The organism is Bacillus sp. FSL K6-2861, from assembly GCF_038630725.1.
Lineage (GTDB): Bacteria > Bacillota > Bacilli > Bacillales > Bacillaceae > Bacillus > Bacillus velezensis.
Genome location: NZ_CP152037.1, coordinates 3,413,013 through 3,433,379, shown reverse-complemented (window position 1 = coordinate 3,433,379; position 20,367 = coordinate 3,413,013). Strand labels below are relative to the sequence as shown.

At 48.5% G+C, this 20,367-nt stretch carries 16 protein-coding genes; 9 read left to right on the top strand and 7 right to left on the bottom strand.

Features of this window, described 5'->3' with window-relative positions; all coding sequences use genetic code 11:
* The first annotated feature begins 102 nt into the window (after window positions 1-102).
* From NYE62_RS17105 to NYE62_RS17095, 3 genes are all read left to right on the top strand, one after another.
* Window positions 103-2,214 (top strand): heavy metal translocating P-type ATPase, encoded by a 2,112-nt coding sequence (locus NYE62_RS17105; protein WP_342497072.1) that lies wholly within the window; start codon window positions 103-105, stop codon window positions 2,212-2,214.
* A gap of 117 nt (window positions 2,215-2,331) precedes the next feature.
* Window positions 2,332-3,003 carry a DsbA family protein gene (locus NYE62_RS17100; RefSeq protein WP_012118444.1) on the top strand — a complete coding sequence of 224 codons (672 nt, stop codon included), beginning with the start codon at window positions 2,332-2,334 and terminating at the stop codon, window positions 3,001-3,003.
* Window positions 2,993-3,412, top strand: a complete 420-nt coding sequence (locus NYE62_RS17095) for a disulfide oxidoreductase (protein WP_039253854.1) — start codon at window positions 2,993-2,995, stop codon at window positions 3,410-3,412. Before NYE62_RS17100 ends, NYE62_RS17095 begins: the two co-directional genes overlap by 11 nt.
* A gap of 33 nt (window positions 3,413-3,445) precedes the next feature.
* Here NYE62_RS17095 and NYE62_RS17090 read toward each other — a convergent pair whose 3' ends face one another.
* Window positions 3,446-4,246 (bottom strand): zinc-dependent metalloprotease, encoded by an 801-nt coding sequence (locus tag NYE62_RS17090; RefSeq protein ID WP_015418210.1) that lies wholly within the window; start codon window positions 4,244-4,246, stop codon window positions 3,446-3,448.
* A gap of 222 nt (window positions 4,247-4,468) precedes the next feature.
* Here NYE62_RS17090 and NYE62_RS17085 point away from each other — a divergent pair, with 222 nt between their 5' ends.
* From NYE62_RS17085 to NYE62_RS17065, 5 genes are all read left to right on the top strand, one after another.
* The gene (locus NYE62_RS17085) at window positions 4,469-5,077 is read left to right on the top strand and encodes a trimeric intracellular cation channel family protein (RefSeq protein WP_039253855.1); all 609 of its coding nucleotides are present in this window, start codon (window positions 4,469-4,471) and stop codon (window positions 5,075-5,077) included.
* 172 nt (window positions 5,078-5,249) lie between these two features.
* A complete protein-coding gene (helD, locus tag NYE62_RS17080; RefSeq protein ID WP_039253856.1) occupies window positions 5,250-7,568 on the top strand; it encodes an RNA polymerase recycling motor HelD in 2,319 nt (772 codons plus the stop codon).
* Between the two features lie 174 nt (window positions 7,569-7,742).
* A complete protein-coding gene (locus NYE62_RS17075; RefSeq protein WP_007410019.1) occupies window positions 7,743-9,551 on the top strand; it encodes an assimilatory sulfite reductase (NADPH) flavoprotein subunit in 1,809 nt (602 codons plus the stop codon).
* Between the two features lie 27 nt (window positions 9,552-9,578).
* Window positions 9,579-11,294 (top strand): assimilatory sulfite reductase (NADPH) hemoprotein subunit, encoded by a 1,716-nt coding sequence (gene cysI / locus NYE62_RS17070; RefSeq protein ID WP_039253860.1) that lies wholly within the window; start codon window positions 9,579-9,581, stop codon window positions 11,292-11,294.
* A 347-nt stretch (window positions 11,295-11,641) separates the two neighbouring features.
* Window positions 11,642-13,657: a Na+/H+ antiporter gene (locus NYE62_RS17065; RefSeq protein WP_039253862.1), complete on the top strand. Its 2,016-nt coding sequence runs from the start codon at window positions 11,642-11,644 to the stop codon at window positions 13,655-13,657.
* A gap of 39 nt (window positions 13,658-13,696) precedes the next feature.
* Here the strand turns inward: NYE62_RS17065 and NYE62_RS17060 are convergent, their stop codons facing one another.
* Window positions 13,697-14,182 carry a hypothetical protein gene (locus tag NYE62_RS17060; protein WP_039253864.1) on the bottom strand — a complete coding sequence of 162 codons (486 nt, stop codon included), beginning with the start codon at window positions 14,180-14,182 and terminating at the stop codon, window positions 13,697-13,699.
* A gap of 221 nt (window positions 14,183-14,403) precedes the next feature.
* Here NYE62_RS17060 and NYE62_RS17055 point away from each other — a divergent pair, with 221 nt between their 5' ends.
* On the top strand, window positions 14,404-15,234 hold the full coding sequence (locus NYE62_RS17055; RefSeq protein ID WP_007410023.1) for an aldo/keto reductase: 831 nt from the start codon (window positions 14,404-14,406) through the stop codon (window positions 15,232-15,234).
* A 32-nt stretch (window positions 15,235-15,266) separates the two neighbouring features.
* Here the strand turns inward: NYE62_RS17055 and NYE62_RS17050 are convergent, their stop codons facing one another.
* From NYE62_RS17050 to NYE62_RS17030, 5 genes are all read right to left on the bottom strand, one after another.
* Window positions 15,267-16,412: an ABC transporter permease gene (locus NYE62_RS17050; RefSeq protein WP_039253868.1), complete on the bottom strand. Its 1,146-nt coding sequence runs from the start codon at window positions 16,410-16,412 to the stop codon at window positions 15,267-15,269.
* Window position 16,413: 1 nt separating this feature from the next.
* Window positions 16,414-17,508 (bottom strand): ABC transporter permease, encoded by a 1,095-nt coding sequence (locus NYE62_RS17045; RefSeq protein ID WP_119001919.1) that lies wholly within the window; start codon window positions 17,506-17,508, stop codon window positions 16,414-16,416.
* Between the two features lie 23 nt (window positions 17,509-17,531).
* Window positions 17,532-18,467, bottom strand: coding sequence for an ABC transporter ATP-binding protein (locus tag NYE62_RS17040; protein ID WP_020956334.1), 936 nt, complete (start codon window positions 18,465-18,467; stop codon window positions 17,532-17,534).
* A 119-nt stretch (window positions 18,468-18,586) separates the two neighbouring features.
* Window positions 18,587-19,699 (bottom strand): sensor histidine kinase, encoded by a 1,113-nt coding sequence (locus NYE62_RS17035; RefSeq protein ID WP_052250236.1) that lies wholly within the window; start codon window positions 19,697-19,699, stop codon window positions 18,587-18,589.
* Entirely contained in the window at window positions 19,696-20,343 is a 648-nt protein-coding gene (locus NYE62_RS17030) for a response regulator transcription factor (protein WP_007410028.1), read from the bottom strand. Before NYE62_RS17030 ends, NYE62_RS17035 begins: the two co-directional genes overlap by 4 nt.
* Window positions 20,344-20,367: the final 24 nt, after the last annotated feature.

The following is a 20,367-nucleotide window of genomic DNA, read 5'->3' as shown; positions in this document are numbered from 1 at the left end:
AATAGAGAAAACACATATATGAGTATATGTTCATATATATAAATTCGTTTAGCTGTATTGATGTTATGGGAATCCTATTACGGAAAGTAGGGTGAGTCGAAAATGAAATCAGCCAAAGGTGAATTTGTATTAGACGGACTTGATTGCAGCAACTGTGCAAAAAAAATAGAAAACGGCGTAAAAGCCATTGACGGCATAGACGGCTGTGCTGTCAATTTTGCGGCAAGCACCATCACGGTCTCAGCCGGCGGCAAAAACGAGCAATGGATGAAAGATGAGGTTGCGAAAAAAGTAAAGTCCATTGATCCTCATGTGACCGTTCGTTCGAAGCACGAAGACAAACCCGACGAGGATGAATACCGCAAAAAGCTGCAGCTGATGTTAGTGAGATTGGCAGCGGGAGCCGTTTTGGCCGTCATCGCTTACTTCGCACACACGGGCGCCGTCCTTGAGTTTCTGCTCTTTTTTGCTTCATATTTGATTATCGGCGGCGATATCGTAGCCAGAGCGGGAAAAAACATTGTCCGCGGCCAGGTATTTGATGAGCATTTTCTGATGGCGCTTGCCACGATCGGCGCATTTATGATTCATCAGTATCCGGAAGGCGTCGCGGTCATGCTGTTCTACCAAATCGGTGAACTGTTTCAGGGAGCGGCCGTCAGCCGATCCAGAAAATCGATCAGCGCGTTATTGGACATCCGTCCTGAGTACGCCAATGTGAAAACGGAAAACGGCATGACTGCCGTTCCGCCGCAGGACGTCAAAGTCGGACAGGTCATCGTCGTGAATCCCGGAGAACGGATTCCGTTGGACGGAAAGGTGCTGAGCGGTTCTTCGATGGTTGATACATCCGCTTTAACGGGCGAATCCGTGCCAAGAAAAGCGGAGCCGGGGCAAGATGTGATGGCCGGATTTATGAATCAGAACGGCGTGCTTCATATTGAAACCTCTAAAGGATATGAAGACTCTGCCGTGTCAAAAATATTGGATCTGGTCGAAAATGCGGCCGGACGCAAAGCGAAAACGGAAAACTTTATTACGAAGTTTGCCAAGTATTATACACCGGCCGTTGTCATTGTTGCGGTGCTTCTCGCCTTTTTACCGCCGCTTCTCGTGCCTTCAGCTGCGCTATCCGACTGGGTGTACCGCGCGCTGATTTTCCTTGTGATTTCTTGTCCGTGCGCACTCGTCGTCTCCATTCCGCTCGGGTTTTTCGGCGGTATCGGAGCTGCGTCTAAAGCAGGGGTGCTCGTGAAAGGAAGCAACTATTTAGAAGCGCTCAATCAGGTGGCATACGCCGTGTTTGATAAAACGGGAACCTTAACGAAAGGCAATTTCGCCGTTACTGATATCAGACCGGCGGCGGGGTTTACGAAAGACAGCCTGCTTCATGCGGCCGCGCTTGCAGAAGCCCATTCCAATCATCCGATTGCTTCTTCCATCCGTGAAACTTACAATCAACCGCTCTCGGCTGAGGAGATTGAAGAATATGAAGAAATACCCGGACACGGCATTCGGGTGAAAACCGGCGGATCAACGATTTTAGCCGGAAATCAAAAACTGATGGCAAAAGAACAAATCGCTTCCGGCACAGCTGAAAACAACGGAACCGTCGTCTATGTCGCCGTTGATCAGCAGTATGCGGGGGCGATCGTGATCGCCGATGAAATCAAAGAGGACGCCAAACAGGCCATTGCCAATTTAAAAGCGCTCGGCGTGAAGCGGACAGTGATGCTGACGGGTGATTCAAAGCAGACCGGAGAAGCTGTCGGCCGAGAGCTCGGTATTGATGATGTGTACACAGAGCTTTTGCCGGGTGACAAGGTAGACCGCGTCGAAGAACTTGAAGCGGCGCTTGCACCGAATGAAAAACTGATGTTTGTCGGCGATGGGATTAATGATACGCCTGTGCTTGCCAGAGCTGACATCGGAGCTGCCATGGGGGCTCTCGGCTCTGATGCCGCCGTCGAAGCGGCCGATGTCGTCCTGATGACAGACCAGCCGTCAAAAGCAGCCGAAGCCATCCGGATTGCACGCCGCACACGCCGGATCGTCTGGCAGAACATCGGATTTGCTTTAGGCGTAAAAATGATTTTTCTCCTGCTTGGCGCATTCGGATTCGCCACCATGTGGGAAGCGGTCTTTTCAGATGTCGGCGTCACGCTGATCGCTGTTGCCAACGCGATGCGCGTCATGAGAGTGAAAGCGGAATAATTGTCAAAGATAATTCGTTTTTCAGGGTTTTCTTAAACAAGGTTGTCTTGGTAAAATAGAGAAGCGGGCCATCCGGCATCCGCTTCTTTTTTATTTTAAAAACAATGAGGTGTCTGAGTGAAAAAGAAACAATCGTCTGCGAAATTTGCGGTGATACTGACGTTAATCGTTGTCGTTTTATTTGCGGCCATCGTAATTATTAACAACCAAACGGAAAAAGCGGGCGAAACAGTCGCCGAACAGCCTTCCATTAAAGGACAGCCCGTGCTCGGCAAAGACAGCGCGCCTGTTACGGTAGTTGAATTCGGAGATTACAAATGTCCGTCATGCAAAGTATTTAACAGCGATATCTTTCCGAAAATCAAAAAAGATTTTATCGATAAAGGCGACGTGAAATTTTCATTTGTGAACGTCATGTACCACGGAAGCGGCTCGCGTCTGGCGGCTCTTGCTTCAGAAGAAGTGTGGAAAGAAGACCCGGCATCATTCTGGGCATTCCATGAAAAGCTGTTTGAACAGCAGCCGTCAAGCGAACAGGAATGGGTCACGCCTGCATTGCTTGAAAAAACGGTCAAAAGCACTGCGAAAAAGGTTGATCCTGACAAGCTGAAGGAAAACCTTGATAAAGAGACATTTGCAAAAGAGCTGAAAGCTGACACTGACCTGAATGATAAATTAAACATTACGGCGACACCGACGATTTACGTAAATGACAAGGTGATTAATGACTTCTCTAAATATGATGAGATTTCAAAAACGATTAAGAAAGAGCTGAAAAATGAAAAATAGAATCGTATTTTTATATGCTTCTTGGGTGATTGCTCTTGCTGCTATGCTCGGCAGCCTTTATTTCAGCGAGATCAGAAAATTCATACCGTGCGAGCTGTGCTGGTATCAAAGAATTCTCATATACCCGCTTGTCCTGATTTTAGGAATCGCCACCTTCCAGGGTGACACGCGCGTAAAAAAATACGTGCTGCCGATGGCCGTCATCGGCGCGTTTATATCGATCATGCATTACCTTGAGCAGAAGGTGCCCGGTTTCAGCGGCATCAAGCCGTGTGTCTACGGCGTGCCTTGCTCATCTGAATATATTAACTGGTTCGGTTTCATTACCATTCCTTTCCTGGCATTGACGGCATTTATTCTCATTATTATCTGCATGTGTTTTGTCAAAACGGAACGCACGGCAAAATAAAGAGCCTGCTCCATGGGAGCGGCTCTTTTTCTATTATTTGTACCAAGCTTTGTTTGTCTCAATCTGTCTGTTATGGGAGCTGTCCCAAATATCCACGGAATAGGCATAATCATAATTCATGACGCAGCGGATGCCGCTGCCTTGGGCGTCATGCTGAAGTCCGAAGTTATGGGAAAACTCGTGCTGTGCCGCTTTCGCCGTGTTGGCCGTTCCTTGATCAAGGTTCACGCTGAAAGCCGGGCCGCTCGGTTTGCCGTTATATACATACGCGATACCGCCGGCGTCAAAACTTGATTTTGCGGTAAAACCGACGACAAAATGATAATTTTGATTTCTGAAGCTGCCTTGGAGATTCGATAAAATCTGAGAACTGTTTGAGCCGGAGGAATTCCAAGCCTGCACAGCCTGTACGACGAAATCAATGTTGTGATCACGGTTAAAAGCAACATCGGCCTGCTCCACGATCTGGACGATTCGCGTTTGCCAGTCGCTGTATTTGGCGCGGTATTCAGCGTCCGCCACCGCCAGCACTCTGACCTTCTGAGAGCCCGTGCTGGCTTTAGTTGAGGCTTTATCCTGACTGACATTGGCATTGAATCGTTTCGTGCCGACCTGCTTGCCGTTTTCATCCAGAATTTTTGTGTCAACCGTCTGTTCGACTTGGACCGGGCCCTTCAGATCTTTAAAATGATCGGCTTTCGGAAGCGGGTCCGTATACACCGTTTTCGCCGGCTCCGCATGAGTGTGCGAATGCGTATGGCTTTCGGCTGACGGCAGGCCGGGAATTAATCCGGCGGCCAATAAAACAGGAAAAACAAGTGAACTGATTTTCATCTCATAACCCCCTTTTTGTTAGAGAAAGTATTCAATGAAACTTCCAATAAACCTCCCAAAATAGTATAAAATAGGTAAATGTTCTTGCTCCCAGCCGTTGCGAGTGAGGTTGTCCCGGGTTAGGAATCAGAATCTTTCAAAAATAAGGTTGATTTTAAGAGAAAGCGATTATAAAATCTAATGGTCGTCAGAAAATTTAACAAATAAAAAGGAGCATATGGAATGGCCTGGGAGCTGCTTAGTGTAATCGGCATCATTGCGTTTGCGGTCAGCGGAGCGATTGTTGCGATGGAAGAGGAGTATGATATTTTAGGCGTGTATATCTTGGGGATTGTAACGGCGTTCGGCGGAGGAGCGATCCGAAATCTGCTGATCGGTGTTCCGGTCTTCGCCTTGTGGGAGCAAGGCGCGTTTTTTCAAATCGCTCTCGCATCAGTTACGATTGTCTTTTTGTTTCCGAAGCTGCTGTTAAGGCATTGGAGTAAATGGGGCAACCTATCCGATGCCATCGGGCTTTCGGCGTTTGCCATCCAAGGCGCTTTATATGCCGTGAAAATGGGCCATCCGCTCAGTGCGGTAATTGCGGCAGCGGTCCTGACCGGAAGCGGGGGCGGCATCATACGGGATTTGCTCGCGGGCAGGAAGCCGCTTGTGCTCAAGGCGGAAATTTACGCGGTCTGGGCCGCGCTCGGAGGGTTAATCGTGGGCCTCGGCTGGGCCGGGGATGCCGCCGGTTTGTATGTGCTGTTTCTTGTGCTTGTGGCATGCCGCATCTGCAGTTATGTGTTCAGGTGGCGCCTGCCGAATCGTTCCTATCATATAGATCAGTAAAAAACCGATTTCACAAACGAAATCGGTTTTTTTTGCATAACGGCTTCTGATAAAAAAAGACGCCCGATATGATAAGAAAAAGGGTATTTGACCATAATGCTGAATAATATGTTGCATATATGTTTGTATGATGAAAGCCGGATTTGTCAGCTTGATGTCGGAGGTGCCGCTGATGGCAAAACGTGATAAAGAGTGGAAAGAAGAGCAGGAAAGAATCAATTTTGTCATGAAGGAACTGGAACAGAAACAAACTCATCTTGAAGCCTCATCGGGCGGATTGAAGCAGGATATTGTCGGGCTGAGAAAAACGTTTTGGGATGATGTCACCGTGAATATGGATGACGCCCATGAAGCGGCTGAGACATTTTCAAGCATTAAACAGCAGGCAGAAATGCTTTCAGAACGTGAACGGACGCATCGGCTTCAATACCGGCAGCTTCAAAAAATCCAAAAGCTGAAAACCTCTCCTTACTTCGGCCGTGTCGATTTTACGGAAAAAGGGGAGTCTTCTTCCGAGCGGATTTATATCGGGCTGACTTCTTTGATGGATGAAAACAACGAGCAATTTCTCATTTATGATTGGCGCGCGCCCATCTCATCTCTTTACTATCAATATTCCCCGGGAAAAGCCCGCTATGAAGTTCCCGAAGAAACGATAGAGGGAGACATCACACTGAAGCGGCAGTTTATCATTAAAAACGGGACGCTTAAAGCGATGTTTAACACGGATATGACGATTGGTGACGAAATGCTGCAAGAGGTGCTGAGTGGGCATTCCGGACAGCATATGAAAAACATCGTGTCAACCATCCAAAAAGAACAGAACGAAATCATCCGGGATGAAAAAAGCAAATATCTCATTGTTCAGGGAGCCGCCGGAAGCGGGAAAACATCCGCGGCGCTTCAGCGGGCCGCTTACTTGCTGTACCGCGGCCGCGGGGTGCTTGATGCCCGTCAGATTGTATTGTTTTCCCCGAACATTTTGTTCAACAGTTATGTTTCCGCCGTATTGCCGGAATTGGGAGAAGAGAATATGGAGCAGGCCACCTTTCAGGAATATATCATCCGCCGGCTCGGACGAAAGTTTGATTGTGAAAGCCCGTACGAGCAGCTTGAATATTGCCTGACTGAACAAAATCAGGACGCACTTTCTGTAAGGCTTGCAGCCATTGCTTACAAAGCGTCATCAGCTTTCGAGTCCATGATTGACCGCTACGCCGGCTCGCTTTCCGGCTCGGGTCTGATGTGTAAACAGATCAGCTTCCGGGGAGACATCCTGATTTCAAAAGAACGGATTGAAGCCTATTTTTATTCGCTTGATCAGCAGCTGCCGATTCCGAACAGAGCGGAGCTGACAGCGGAATGGCTTCTCGCGGAAATCAGCGCTCTCGAAAAAAAGGAGCGTAAGAAGGAATGGGTCTTGCAGGAGAGCGAGCTGCTTGATAAGGAAGACTATGCTGAGGTTTATCAAACACTCAAGAAGCAGGCGGCAGATGATGATGAACCTGCATTTGACGACCATCAGCGCGAACAGCGGCTGCTTGGCGCCATTATTGTCGGCAAAGCCTTTAAACCGATTAAGCAGGCCGTCAGACGGCTCGGCTTTCTCGATATAAAACGGATGTATCTCCGGCTGTTTTCAGACTGGGGAGCTGATGAAAAGCCCGATCATTGGGAGAGCATCGGCGCTTTGACCAGAAACGCATTTGCAGAACGGTCACTTCCGTATGAAGATGCCGCTCCGTATCTGTATTTGCAGGATCTGTTAGAAGGAAAAAGAAAAAACACACAAATGAAGCACGTCTTCATTGATGAAGCGCAGGATTATTCTCCATTTCAGCTGACGTATATTCAAAGCATCTTCCCAGCTGCAAAGATGACGGTGCTCGGTGATGTCAGCCAGTCGATTTATGCCCACACCATTACGGGCCCTTCTTCCCTCGCCGGCTGCTTTCGCAATGGTGCAGAAAAGTATGTCAGCCTGAAGCGGACTTACAGATCGACGCGGCAGATTGTTGAATTTACGAAAGCGCTGCTGGCTGACGGTAATGACATTGAGCCATTTAACCGGAACGGGGAAAAACCGCGTGTTTTGCGGACGGATACAGAAAATGCGCGGCAGGAACAATTGGCGGATACAATCCAGGAGCTCAGACAAAAAGGCTGGGAGACGGTCGCCGTCATCTGCAAAACGGCCGCGGAAGCCAAAAAAGTGTTTCAGGCGGTCAGCGCCGAGAGCGGTGTCCGCTTGATCAATAAAGAAAACCAGCCTTTTCAAAAAGGGGTATGCGTCATTCCCGTTTATTTGGCAAAAGGCATTGAGTTTGACGCCGTCATTGCTGCTGACGCCTCTGCTGCCCAGTACAAAAGCGAACATGACCGTAAGCTGTTATATACGGCCTGTACGCGCGCGATGCATCATCTGACCGTATTGTCTCCGGGAGAACCCTCTCCTTTTATTAAAGAAGTGCCCGCCGGCTTATTCGTGTAAGCCCTTTGCCAAGTGCAAAGGGCTTTTTACCATTAGTAATCTTAATCGTTGTCATCATGATTATATATTTTACTTACATACAAACTTTCGGTAAAGTTTCAATTAGAATATTATTTTGACAATTCCTATAGAAATAACGTACGTTACGTTTAATTCCTTGTGAGGTGGATATCGTTGCAACTTCAGGTCATGAACAGTCCGTTTAATCAGGAGCAGGCAGAGCTCCTTAACCGCCTTCTGCCGACCTTGACAGAATCACAGAAAATCTGGCTGAGCGGTTATTTGGCTGCGGCCCGGTCCGAATCCGGTGAAACGGCCGCGCCCGCTGCTCCGGCTCCTGCAGAAAGCCCGGCAGTTTCAAGAGAAGTGACCGTATTATACGGATCGCAAACGGGAAATGCGGAAGGTCTTGCGAAACAGACGGTAAAGACGCTTGAGGAACGGGGATTTCAGGTCACCGTCGCGTCGATGAACGATTTTAAGCCGAATAATCTGAAAAAAATAAACAATTTACTGATCGTGGTGAGCACGCACGGAGAAGGCGATCCGCCGGATAACGCGCTGGCCTTTCATGAATTTCTTCACGGCAGACGCGCGCCGAAGCTTGAAGCGCTCCGTTACTCCGTTTTGGCGCTCGGGGACAGCTCGTATGAATTTTTCTGCCAGACCGGCAAAGAGTTTGACGAGCGTCTTCAAGAGCTCGGCGGCACCCAGCTTGCGCCGCGGGTTGATTGCGATCTTGATTATGATGAGCCGTTTTCGGAATGGCTTGACGCGGTCATCGGCGGTTTGAACGAAGGAGCGGGAAATCAAACAGCCGAAGCGCCTGCCGAGACGCCGGCTCTCGGTGAATCCGTTTATTCCAGAACGAACCCGTTTCGGGCGGAGGTTCTTGAGAACATCAATCTGAACGGACGCGGTTCGAATAAAGAAACACGCCATCTCGAGCTTTCGCTTGAAGGGTCGGGCCTCGCGTATCAGCCCGGAGACAGCCTCGGCATCTATCCGGAAAATGATCCGGCGCTCGTTGATGAGCTGATCAATGAGCTGAAATGGGACCCAAAACAGGAAGTGGCGGTGAATAAACAAGGAGAGCGCCTCCCGCTGAAAGATGCGCTTACTTCTCATTTTGAAATAACCGTCTTAACAAAACCGTTCCTGCAAAAGGCCGCACAGTTTACGGCTGACCAAAAGCTGAGTGAACTTCTGGCCGAAGGAAACGAAGAGCAGCTGAAAGCGTACATCAACGGCCGTGATCTGCTTGATCTCGTCCGGGATTTCGGGCCGTGGGAAGCGACAGCGGAAGACTTTCTTTCCATCCTGCGTAAAATGCCGGCCCGGCTCTATTCGATCGCAAGCAGTTTAGAAGCGAATCCGGAAGAGGTGCATCTGACAATCGGAGCGGTCAGATATGACGCGCACGGCAGAGAACGAAAAGGCGTCTGCAGCATTCTGTGTGCGGAAAGACTCCAGCCGGGAGATACGCTTCCGATTTACATTCAGCACAACCAAAACTTCAAGCTGCCGGAAAACCCGGATACACCGATCATTATGGTCGGGCCGGGGACAGGCATCGCGCCGTTCCGTTCCTTTATGCAGGAGCGTGAAGAAACCGGAGCTGAAGGGAAAACATGGCTGTTTTTCGGGGATCAGCACTTTGTCACTGATTTTCTGTACCAGACGGAATGGCAAAAATGGCTGCAAAACGGTGTTCTCACAAAAATGGACGTCGCTTTTTCCCGGGATTCGGAGGAAAAAGTATATGTGCAGCACCGCATGAAAGAACAAAGCAAAGAGCTTTATGAATGGCTGCAGCAGGGAGCCGCCGTATACATCTGCGGTGATGAACAGCATATGGCGCATGACGTGCACCAGGCGCTTCTCGATATCATTCAGGAAGAAGGCGGCATGAGCCGTGAAAAAGCGGAAAGCTTCCTGGCAGACATGCAGCAGAAAAAACGCTATCAGCGTGACGTATATTGATTTTGGTTTGAAAGGAGCTTATTCAGCATGGTGAACAACATTTTAAAAGCGCCGGAAGGCCCTCCAAGTGATGTTGAGGAAATTAAAGAAAAAAGTGATTATTTGCGCGGCACATTGAAAGAAGTCATGCTCGACCGGATTTCAGCCGGCATCCCGGACGATGACAACCGGCTGATGAAGCATCACGGAAGCTACTTGCAGGATGACCGCGATCTCCGTAATGAACGTCAAAAACAAAAGCTTGAACCGGCTTATCAGTTCATGCTGCGCGTTCGGATGCCAGGCGGCGTGTCAACTCCGGAACAATGGCTTGTTATGGATGAACTGGCGCAAAAATACGGAAACAATACATTGAAGCTGACAACGCGTGAAACGTTCCAAATGCACGGAATTTTAAAATGGAACATGAAAAAAACGATTCAGAAAATCAATGCGGCGCTGCTTGATACCATTGCGGCCTGCGGAGATGTCAACCGAAACGTCATGTGCGCTTCAAATCCGCACCAGTCTGAAATTCATGCGGAAGTATACGAATGGTCGAAGAAATTGAGCGATGACCTTCTTCCGCGCACGAGAGCCTATCATGAAATCTGGCTTGATGAGGAACGTGTGGCGGGCACTCCTGACACGGAAACGGAACCGATGTACGGGCCGCTGTACCTGCCGCGGAAATTCAAAATCGGAATCGCCGTGCCTCCGTCCAATGATATCGATGTCTTTTCTCAAGATCTCGGCTTCATTGCCATCGTGGAGGAAGGCCGTCTTATCGGATTCAACGTTGCAATCGGCGGCGGTATGGGAATGACGCACGGCGATAAGGCCACTTATCCGCAGCTTTCAAAAGTCATCGGCTTCTGCAAACCGGAGCAGCTGTATGATGTAGCGGAAAAAACCATTACGATTCAGCGCGATTACGGAAACCGTTCCGTCAGAAAGAATGCCAGATTCAAGTACACTGTTGACCGTCTCGGGCTGGAAAACGTAAAAGCCGAGCTGGAAAACCGCCTCGGCTGGCAGCTGGATGAAGAGAAACCTTATCATTTTGACCATAACGGCGACCGTTACGGATGGGTGAAGGGTGTAAAAGGTAAATGGCACTTTACGATGTTTATCGAAGGCGGCCGCGTCACGGACTATGAGAATTATAAGCTGATGACGGGATTACGAGAAATCGCCAAAGTCCATACGGGAGATTTCCGTCTCACCTCTAATCAAAACCTGATTATCGGCAATGTCTCGAGCCAGAAAAAGAAACAAATCAGCGCATTAATCGAACAATACGGTCTGACAGACGGCCGGCAGCATTCCGCCCTCCGCCGCAGTTCAATGGCTTGCGTCGCGCTTCCGACATGCGGGCTCGCCATGGCCGAAGCCGAGCGCTATCTGCCGAAATTGATTGATAAGATTGAAGACATTGTTGACGAAAACGGGCTGCGGGATGAAGAAATCACCATCCGTATGACCGGGTGCCCGAATGGCTGCGCCCGCCATGCGCTCGGCGAAATCGGATTTATCGGAAAGGCGCCCGGAAAATATAATATGTATTTAGGAGCGGCGTTTGACGGCAGCCGTTTGAGCAAAATGTACCGGGAAAATATCGGTGAAGAGGAAATTCTGAATGAGCTTCGCACCATTCTCCCGCGCTACGCGAAAGAGCGTGAGGAAGGCGAACACTTCGGCGATTTCGTTATCCGCGCCGGCATCATTAAAGCGACGACAGACGGCACGAATTTTCACGAATAAGATGAGCACTTAAAACCAAGGATAGAGACACACTGACGGTGCGTTCTCTATCCTTTACTAAGCAGCATAAACGCTGCACCGCGTCATGAAACAGATGACGCAGCTTGCGAAAAAGCCTGTTTTCAGAGAAAACAGGCTTTTTCTTTTTCCGGAAAAAATGTAGCTGAAGCCAAAAAAGTTCGCCGTGAGCACGTTATGAGAAATTTTAAATAAAAACGGGTAAAATAAAAGAAGAATGGTTGCGTGCGGAAAATATATGGAATCTGCCCGATCATCGGCTCCGGCCTTTGGCAAAGGCAGAGAACAGGCAATAATGATATGATGCAGCAGATGAAGGAGGTCATGCTTTGGACATATTTTTAGTCGTACTCGTACTTTTAACCATCATCGCGATCTCAAATATCGTAAATCGGTTTGTCCCCTTTATCCCGGTGCCTTTGATTCAGGTGGCGCTCGGTATCATTGCGGCGTCATTTCCGCAGGGGCTTCATTTTGAACTGAATACCGAATTGTTTTTTGTTTTGTTTATCGCTCCGCTGCTTTTTAACGATGGAAAACGGACGCCGCGTGCGGAACTTTGGAATTTAAGAGCGCCGATTCTGCTGCTTGCGCTCGGGCTCGTGTTTGCCACGGTGATTGTCGGCGGTTACACGATTCATTGGATGATTCCGAGCATCCCGCTGGCTGCCGCGTTCGGGCTGGCGGCGATACTGTCACCGACTGACGTTGTCGCGGTCAGCGCGCTGTCAGGGCGAGTGAAGATGCCAAAAGGCATTCTGCGTCTCCTTGAAGGAGAAGGACTGATGAATGACGCATCCGGCCTGGTCGCTTTTAAATTTGCGATTGCGGCTGCCGTGACGGGCGCATTTTCGCTGGCGCAGGCCGCCTTCAGTTTCGTTCTGATTTCAGCCGGCGGTTTACTCAGCGGTGTCGTCATTTCTTTTTTGATTATCCGTTTCCGGCTGTTTTTGCGCCGCCTCGGCATGCAGGATGTCACGATGCATATGCTGATTCAAATTCTGACGCCGTTCGTCATCTATCTCGCGGCTGAAGAAATCGGCGTTTCCGGCATTTTAGCTGTTGTGGCCGGCGGCATCACGCATGCGGTGGAGCAGGACCGTCTTGAATCAACGATGGTCAAATTGCAAATCGTCTCTTCAAGTACGTGGAATATTATTTTGTTCATTCTGAACGGTCTTGTTTTCGTTATTTTAGGTGCGCAAATACCGGATGTGGTTTCTGTCATCTTTAATGATACCGCGTTTAACAATATGATGGTCATCGGGTACATTATCGTCATTACGCTGACGTTAATGATTCTCAGGTTTTTGTGGGTGCTGTTTTTTTGGAACGGCAAGTGGTTTTTTAACAAGGATCAGAGCATTTATAAACCCGGCCTGCGCTCGACCCTGCTGATTTCGGTTTCAGGCGTCAGGGGAGCGGTCACGCTTGCGGGTTCCTTTTCCATTCCTTACGTGCTCTCTGACGGCTCACCGTTTCCTGAACGGAATTTGATTCTCTTTTTAGCCGCGGGTGTTATTATGTGCACATTGGTGCTGGCGACAATCGTACTGCCGATTTTGACAGATAAGCCGGAAGACAATGTGAAAGAGAAGAAAGTCAAATTGCTGACAGCGAGACGGAAGCTGATAAAGGCAGCCTTAACGGCCATTAAAGAAAATATGAATGAGACAAACAAAACGGCTTCTTTTGCGGTTATTGCCGAATACAATGAGAAAATGAAAAATCTCAGGTTTCAGCAGTTCACCGTCAAAAACCGCACGAAAAAAGATGAGCGGAAAGTCCGCGCCCAAGGGATACAGGCTGAACAAGAAGAATTGCTGCGGCTGATTGAGCGGGGCGACATACCGGAAGAAACGGCTGACAGCCTTCAGGAACGGTTTGATGAACTGGAAGTGCTGTATACGAATCCGTTTAAAGTCGGCTTATCTAAGAAAAAGCTGAAACGCCTGATGTACTGGATCTTTTTCGGTGAACAAAAAAAGCCGGAAATGACGATTTTAAATGAAGAAGGCCTCATCCGCGCCACAAGGGTTAAAACGGCAAAAGCGGCCATTGAAAGCCTGAAAAAACACATGACTGAAGAAAATAAAGATGTGACGCTTGCCGTCATTTCCTTTTACAATCACTTGATTTTCAGGCTGGGGCACTCGTATCACGAACAGAGTCCGAGCCGCCGTTTTGAAAATCAAAAACTCGAAATCAAACTGCGGGCCGTGCAGGCCATCCGCAACGAAATCCAAACATTGTTCGAAGAGCGGGAAATTTCCCGCGATATGTCACATGAGCTTCGCCAATACATCAATGATGTGGAAGCGGCCATGCTTGACGGAGATGAATAAATCAAAAAAGTCCGGCATCTGTCGCCGGACTTTTTTTGATTACGGACGATGGAATTCGACGTGATCGCCGTCGCGGTCAAACCAGCCTCTGAAGGCCCAGTTGATCCAGCCGCCATCACCTTTATTGGTGAAGCTTCCGTCTTCAAACACCCAAATGCCGTACGTGATGCCGTCATAAACGGCGGAACCGTAAAACTGAACACCGTTAAAATGATCTTCATATTCCTGGCTTAAATTAAACACCATGACGTTATATTTTTGTCCGGAAGCGTAGAATGAAGATTCCATTAAGTTTTTGACGAAGCCGTCACGGTTTTGCGCCGACTTAATCGCGTCAGCAATCGAATTGCCGATGCCGAGCAGGTCAACGTCAATGTTTAATCCGACATCTTTTGCTGAGACATCTGATGATTGCTGTGCCATGTTTTGAGGGACCGGGGTTTCTTTTGCGGATACAAAGGACAGAGGAGTCAGAGACAAAGCGGCGCCAAGGGCAACGGATATCGGGATACGCATACGTTTCATATGATTTCCTCCTTCAATTGTGTGGTGGCTACAGTAGCGATTTACCCGGACAGTTAACCAGTTAACCGGAATTTTTGAAAAATAGGAAAATAATAACGGAAGTGGTGCTTGGGCACTAAAGATGGTTTTTGTGATAACGATGAGCGTATAATTGGTTTCTTACGGCGGAAATGTGAGATAATAATAACCGTTTACATAATGACTAGAAAGGATGGTTCAACGTGGCAAAAAGCTTAAAAGATACTGTAAAGCTTCATAATGGCGTTGAAATGCCGTGGTTCGGCCTTGGCGTCTTCAAGGTGGAAAACGGAAGCGTAGCGGCGGACTCCGTCGAAGCGGCAATCAGAAACGGCTACCGCAGCATTGATACGGCGGCTATTTACAAAAATGAAGAGGGTGTCGGCGAAGGCATCAGAGCTGCGGGCGTTGCCAGAGAAGAGCTGTTCATCACGTCAAAAGTGTGGAATGAAGATCAAGGATACGAAACGACACTTGACGCGTTTGAGAAAAGCCTTGAGCGCCTCGGCCTCGATTACCTCGACCTTTACCTGATTCACTGGCCGGGCAAGGATAAATATAAAGACACATGGCGCGCTCTTGAAAAGCTGTACAAAGACGGCAAAATCCGCGCCATCGGCGTCAGCAACTTCCAAGTGCATCATTTAGAAGAACTGCTGAAAGATGCTGAAATCAAGCCGATGGTCAACCAGATTGAATTCCACCCGCGCCTGACTCAAAAAGAAGTAAGAGATTTCTGCAAAGCGCAGGGCATTCAAGTGGAAGCATGGTCTCCATTGATGCAGGGACAGCTTCTCGATAACGAAGTGCTGTCACAAATTGCGGAAAAACATAACAAATCGGTTGCTCAAGTGATTTTGCGCTGGGATCTTCAAAACGAAGTCGTTACCATTCCGAAATCGATTAAAGAGCACCGCATCATAGAAAATGCCGATATTTTTGATTTCGAACTGTCACAGGAAGAAATGGAAAAGATCAGCGCATTGAACAAAGACGAGCGTGTCGGCCCGAATCCGGACGAGCTTCTGTTCTAAGAAAAAACAGCCCTTTACGGGGCTGTTTTTCTTTACATAAATGTCTGTGTCTGACGTTTTACGCTGAACCTGTATGCGGCTATTAATAACAGGGCGGCGGCGAAGGCTCCCAAAATGATGATGTTCAGCATCAGGCTTTGGAACGTGCGGCCTTGCTGCAATTGATCCACCGTATCGAGCACCCAGCGCTGAGGCAGAAATTCGGCGATTGTCTGCACCGTTTTCGGCATAATATTGCCCGGAAAGAAGCAGCCGGCCAGCAAGCATGTCGGCACGACGATCAAATTCAAAAGCGCCGATGCCGAAGCGCTGCTGGTGGAAAAACCGACGGCAATAAAGGCGACCCCGATCGCGCTTAATGCAAACAGCATCATCAGGACGAACAGCTGCCACAGCGGGAATGACGGATGAATATGAAAAGCGGCGCCCATAAAGAGAACGGCGAATAGAATTTGGACGGCCATGATAATGATATTCACCGCCGCGTTCGCCAATACATACTGCTTTGATGTGATCGGCGTTGACAGAAGCCTGTAGTATGTCCTGTTTTCTCTCTCTTTAATCATCAGTTCCGTCAGGTTGCCGGCGGAATAGAGCATAATGATAATGAGATACCCGATGACTGAGTAGGTCATTTCTTTATGGTTCGATGTATCTTGTAAAACAGCGGACTCCGTTTGAATGGGAGAATGCTTGAAATCGGCGTACATCGCCTGAAAGGCCTTTGCGTCTCCGCCGGAGGATTTGCCGATTGAGGCGATGCTGTTCATATAATTGTACAAATAAGAGCTGACATATCCGGTGACCTGGGCGCCTTTCAGCGAGGTCATGCCGATGTGAGACGGTTTCCCGTCTTTTACGCTTTGGGAGAAGCCTTTTTCAAACGTAATGAGCGCCTCCATTTTTCCTGAAGCGATTTTTGATGTGGCGGACGCAGCCGTTTCCTCCGAAATCTTCACATGATCCAGTCCTTTTAAAAACGCGGCCGTATCCTGCGCCACTTCTCCGCCGTCTTGATCGAGAATGCCGATATTGAGCGTTTCGGCTCCGCCGTTGGCATTGGTCATGAAGGAGAGGAAGACGCCGATCAGCGGAGCCCCGATATAAAGAATGAGCTGTTTTTTGCTTTTTGTAATCCCTTTGAGAGTGTGCGCAAACAGCCACCAGAAGTTTTTCATATTACAGTCCCTCCCGTCTTTGAAACGTAAATGCGGCGATCAGCAAAAAGAGTGCCGCCAATGCTGTATTTAAACCGAGTGCAGGCCATGCCGCTGATACATCATTTGCGTAAATGATGTTGTTAATCGCCTTATTGATCCAGGATAAGGGCGACAGGGCGGAAATTCCTCCGCCTTCATATTTGTAATAGGCGCCGCCGATAATGGACATCACCTGAACGATGATGACGGTGATTAATCTGGCGCTTTCGGGTTTTCTGGTCAAATAGCTCAGGCTGAGCCCGAAGCTGACGGCCAAAAGAATTTCAGAAACGAGAATCAAAAGCACAAGTCCCATGTGGCTGCCCCAATTCGCTTTTAAGATAAATTTGCTGAAGGCGACAACGGCAAGAATCGTCAGAACATTCACAGCCAAAATGCCGAGCATCTTTCCGAGAAAGATATCGCTTTTCCGGAGCGGGGCGGCGATCAGGCGATCTGCGGTGTGCCGTATTCTTTCCCCGCGGAATAAGGTGCTTGCAAAAATCGAGGCGTACAGCCCGATCATCGTCGTCATGGATATCGCGTAAAAATCTTTCGCTTTCGGTTCTTTCGCTTTGTGTAAAGACGTCTGCTTCATATAATCGCTTTTGATTTGTCCGGCGGAAGGCGCCTTATGCGCCTTGTAAGCGGCGGCGCCTGCTTTGTATTGATTGGTAAAAGCGGTCAGCATGCCTTGGACGATCGTGCCGTTTATGCCGCTCCGGTCATTTGTATAGACTTGAAAACCGGTGTTTTTTACAGTGACGAAAGCATCCGCCTGATTTTCTCGAACCTCGTTTTTGCCTTTTGCCTCCGTGTCCGCTTTTTGAAAATAGACATGCTCTTTTTTGGCGGCTTTCATAAACTCAGTAAAATCATGAGAAAGAGGGCCGTTTGACTGGTCCGTATATACGACCTCGATGTTCCCGACCGTCACCTCTGAATCAAAGGCGTTTGATAATGCCGCAGTAAAAATCAGCATGAAGACGATCGGAAAAGCAAGCATGAAAATAAAAGTCCGTCTGTCGCGGAAGCTGATTTTGATTTCTTTCCCGGCGATGTGCAGAATATTCATTTGCAATCCTCCTTTCAGTGAGGTCAGTCGCGCAGGCTTCTGCCTGTCAGCGTGAGAAATACCGTTTCTAAGTCAGGGGCCTGTTCCTGCAAGGAGCGGATTTCAATTCCTTTGTCCATGAAGTACCGGATCAGGCGGTTTAAATTGTTGACCCCTGTGTCAGAGCTGATTTTCACGCTGTTTTCTTCCAGTGTGGCGGCTCTGACGCCTGGCAGCTCCTGAATATCGCCAAGGCTGATGCCGTTTCCGGATGACAGCTCAATCACGACGTCCTTCGTGTCGGTAATGATGGAGGTCAGCTGTTCTTTTGTGCCTTCTGCGATGACTTTTCCGTGGTCGATGATGGCGATGCGTGTGCATATTTCTTCCACTTCCTCCATGTAGTGGCTCGTGTAGATGATCGTGCAGCCCATTTCATTCAGCTTTTTCACTGATTGCAGAATATAATTTCTTGATTGCGGGTCAATGCCGACCGTCGGTTCATCCATGATGATCAGTTTCGGCCGGTGGGCAAGAGCGCACGCAATATTGAGCCTGCGCTTCATTCCGCCGGAAAAATGCTTCGGCAAATATTTGTGTTTATCGCTCAAGCCGACGAATGTCAGGGCTTCCTCGACCCGTTCTTTCAGAGCCGCCCCTCTCAGGCCGTACAGCCCGGCGAAGAACTTCACATTTTCATAGGCGTTTAATTCTTCGTAAATCGCGAGGTCCTGAGGGACGATGCCGATATTCATTTTCGTTGCTTTGCTATATTTGAAAATATCTTTTCCGAGGAACAGAATGTCTCCGCCTGAAGGTTTTAAAAGGCCTGAGATCATATTGATCGTCGTGCTTTTTCCGGCTCCGTTTGCGCCGAGAAACCCGAAAATCTCACCTTCTTTTACGGCAAGCGACATCTGGTCAACGGCGGCATAATCACCGAATTTCTTACTCAGCTGTTTGAGCTCCAAAATGTTCATGTTTCCACCTCTATGTCTTATGATGCTCTTATTATAAAAAAAAGAATGAACGGCCGTTAGTGCAGCTGTTCATTCCTTTGACATGAGAATCTTCATATTTTTCACATGAAAACATTCACTTATTCAACCGGAAGCAATGTCGTGACGGAAAAACCGGCCGTGCCGTCAAAAATAACGGTTCCGTGCAAAACGGCCGCCCGTTCTTCCATACCGAGCATGCCGAGGCCTTTTTTAAAGCGGCCGGCGCCGTTTCCGTTATCTTTCACTTCCGCTTTTACGGCTTTGTTCAGCACATGGACATCAATGAAAATCTGTGTGGCATCGGCGTATTTCATTGCATTGGTCAAGGCTTCGGTTACGTTTTCCTGAATGACTCTCCAATGCATTTGCGTCAGTCTGTCCAAATCGCCTTGATGCGTAAACGGAACCGGCATCCCGTTTTTGGCCGAAAATTCATCAATAAACGTTCTTAATCTGTGAATGCCCATTTGTTCAGCGGGAGGTTTCATATTTTTAAGCGTAATGCGGATATCCTCTATGCCTTCTTTGGAAATGGTAATGGCGTTTTGGAGCAGTTCAGCCGCTTTGTCCGGATGGGAGCCGAGCATCCGCTTCGCCGCTTCCATCTGAATGAGCGCGCCTGTCATGGAATGGCCGATTTTGTCATGGATGGCTTGGGACAACCTGTTTCTTTCTTCGAGTTTGCCGGTATACTCCGATTGTTTGATATATTCTGTGCTGCTGTGCAGCTGTTTCGTCAGTTTTTCAATGCTTGAGCGCATATTGTCTGACTGCTCTTCATATTTTTTCAGCCGGTCGCTGGACCGGGCGGCCAAAACGAATATCGCCAAGCAGAACAAGGTCATGACGATATAAGTCGGAAGGTCGCCGTACGGGACAAATAAAAACGGCAAAAACACGAGCAGGCAGAACACATAGCGGTGAACCGGATATTCGGCAAGAACGGCAAAAATGGCGGGCGGCAAAAGAAATAGAAACGCCGGATGGCCTAAGGCGGAAAGCCAGGCGGTCAATGCCAGCGCCATGAGGGTGACCCCGCGCCTCCAAGCGGGCGGCCTGATCATGCAGACCGCAATGCCCAAAGACAGATAAGCGAGCAGAAACAAGACGGCGTACGGTGTGTAAGGGCGGTCTGCCGATACAAACAAAAAAGCCGTATAAAAAATGGCGATCAGTCTGCTCATCAGCATCCAAAAATCCATACCGTTCAACGCCCGTTATCCACCTTCCCGGTGATATAATAAATCGCGATCTGCGTTCTGTGCTCAAGCCCCGTTTTCCCTAAAATAGATGAAATATAATTGGCCGTCGTCCCTTCAGAAATGAAAAGCTGTTTTGAAATTTCCCTGTTCGACAGTCCTTTCGCAATAAGCGACATGATGCTGAGCTCTCTTTCAGTAAACTGGCTTTCATCAATCTGATGCGCGGCTTCCGCCGGCCGGAAAAGGCTGTCTTTTATTTTATCCAGCACGGTGTCCTGAAGAATGCTGTGTCCGTTGAAAACGCTTTTGATCGCATCGCGTATCCGTTCCGGTTCGGTATTTTTTAATAAATATCCTTTCGCGCCGTTTTTAATCGCTTCTAAAATATACTCATCGTCGTCAAATGTCGTCAGGATCATAGGCTTCGTATCCGTTTCCTCAGCGATCCGTTTTGCGGCTTCGACGCCGTTCATCACCGGCATGCGGACGTCCAGCAAGGCGATATCGACGGGATTGTGTTTACAATACTCTGCCGCCTCCAGGCCATTTTCCAACGTTGCCGATACAGTAAATTCCTCATATGTATGCAAAATGATTTTCATTCCTTCTCTGATGAAAGAATTATCATCCGCGATAATGACATTAATCTTCATGGCCGCACCCTTTGTGTGTTTTTT

Excerpts from the sequence above, each read along its gene's own strand:
- NYE62_RS17105 (WP_342497072.1), top strand. The coding sequence starts at position 103 with ATGAAATCAGCCAAAGGTGAATTTGTATTAGACGGACTTGATTGCAGC.
- NYE62_RS17095 (WP_039253854.1), top strand. The coding sequence starts at position 2,993 with ATGAAAAATAGAATCGTATTTTTATATGCTTCTTGGGTGATTGCTCTT.
- NYE62_RS17090 (WP_015418210.1), bottom strand. The coding sequence starts at position 4,246 with ATGAAAATCAGTTCACTTGTTTTTCCTGTTTTATTGGCCGCCGGATTA.
- NYE62_RS17085 (WP_039253855.1), top strand. The coding sequence starts at position 4,469 with ATGGCCTGGGAGCTGCTTAGTGTAATCGGCATCATTGCGTTTGCGGTC.
- helD (WP_039253856.1), top strand. The coding sequence starts at position 5,250 with ATGGCAAAACGTGATAAAGAGTGGAAAGAAGAGCAGGAAAGAATCAAT.
- cysI (WP_039253860.1), top strand. The coding sequence starts at position 9,579 with ATGGTGAACAACATTTTAAAAGCGCCGGAAGGCCCTCCAAGTGATGTT.
- NYE62_RS17060 (WP_039253864.1), bottom strand. The coding sequence starts at position 14,182 with ATGAAACGTATGCGTATCCCGATATCCGTTGCCCTTGGCGCCGCTTTG.
- NYE62_RS17050 (WP_039253868.1), bottom strand. The coding sequence starts at position 16,412 with ATGAAAAACTTCTGGTGGCTGTTTGCGCACACTCTCAAAGGGATTACA.
- NYE62_RS17045 (WP_119001919.1), bottom strand. The coding sequence starts at position 17,508 with ATGAATATTCTGCACATCGCCGGGAAAGAAATCAAAATCAGCTTCCGC.
- NYE62_RS17040 (WP_020956334.1), bottom strand. The coding sequence starts at position 18,467 with ATGAACATTTTGGAGCTCAAACAGCTGAGTAAGAAATTCGGTGATTAT.
- NYE62_RS17030 (WP_007410028.1), bottom strand. The coding sequence starts at position 20,343 with ATGAAGATTAATGTCATTATCGCGGATGATAATTCTTTCATCAGAGAA.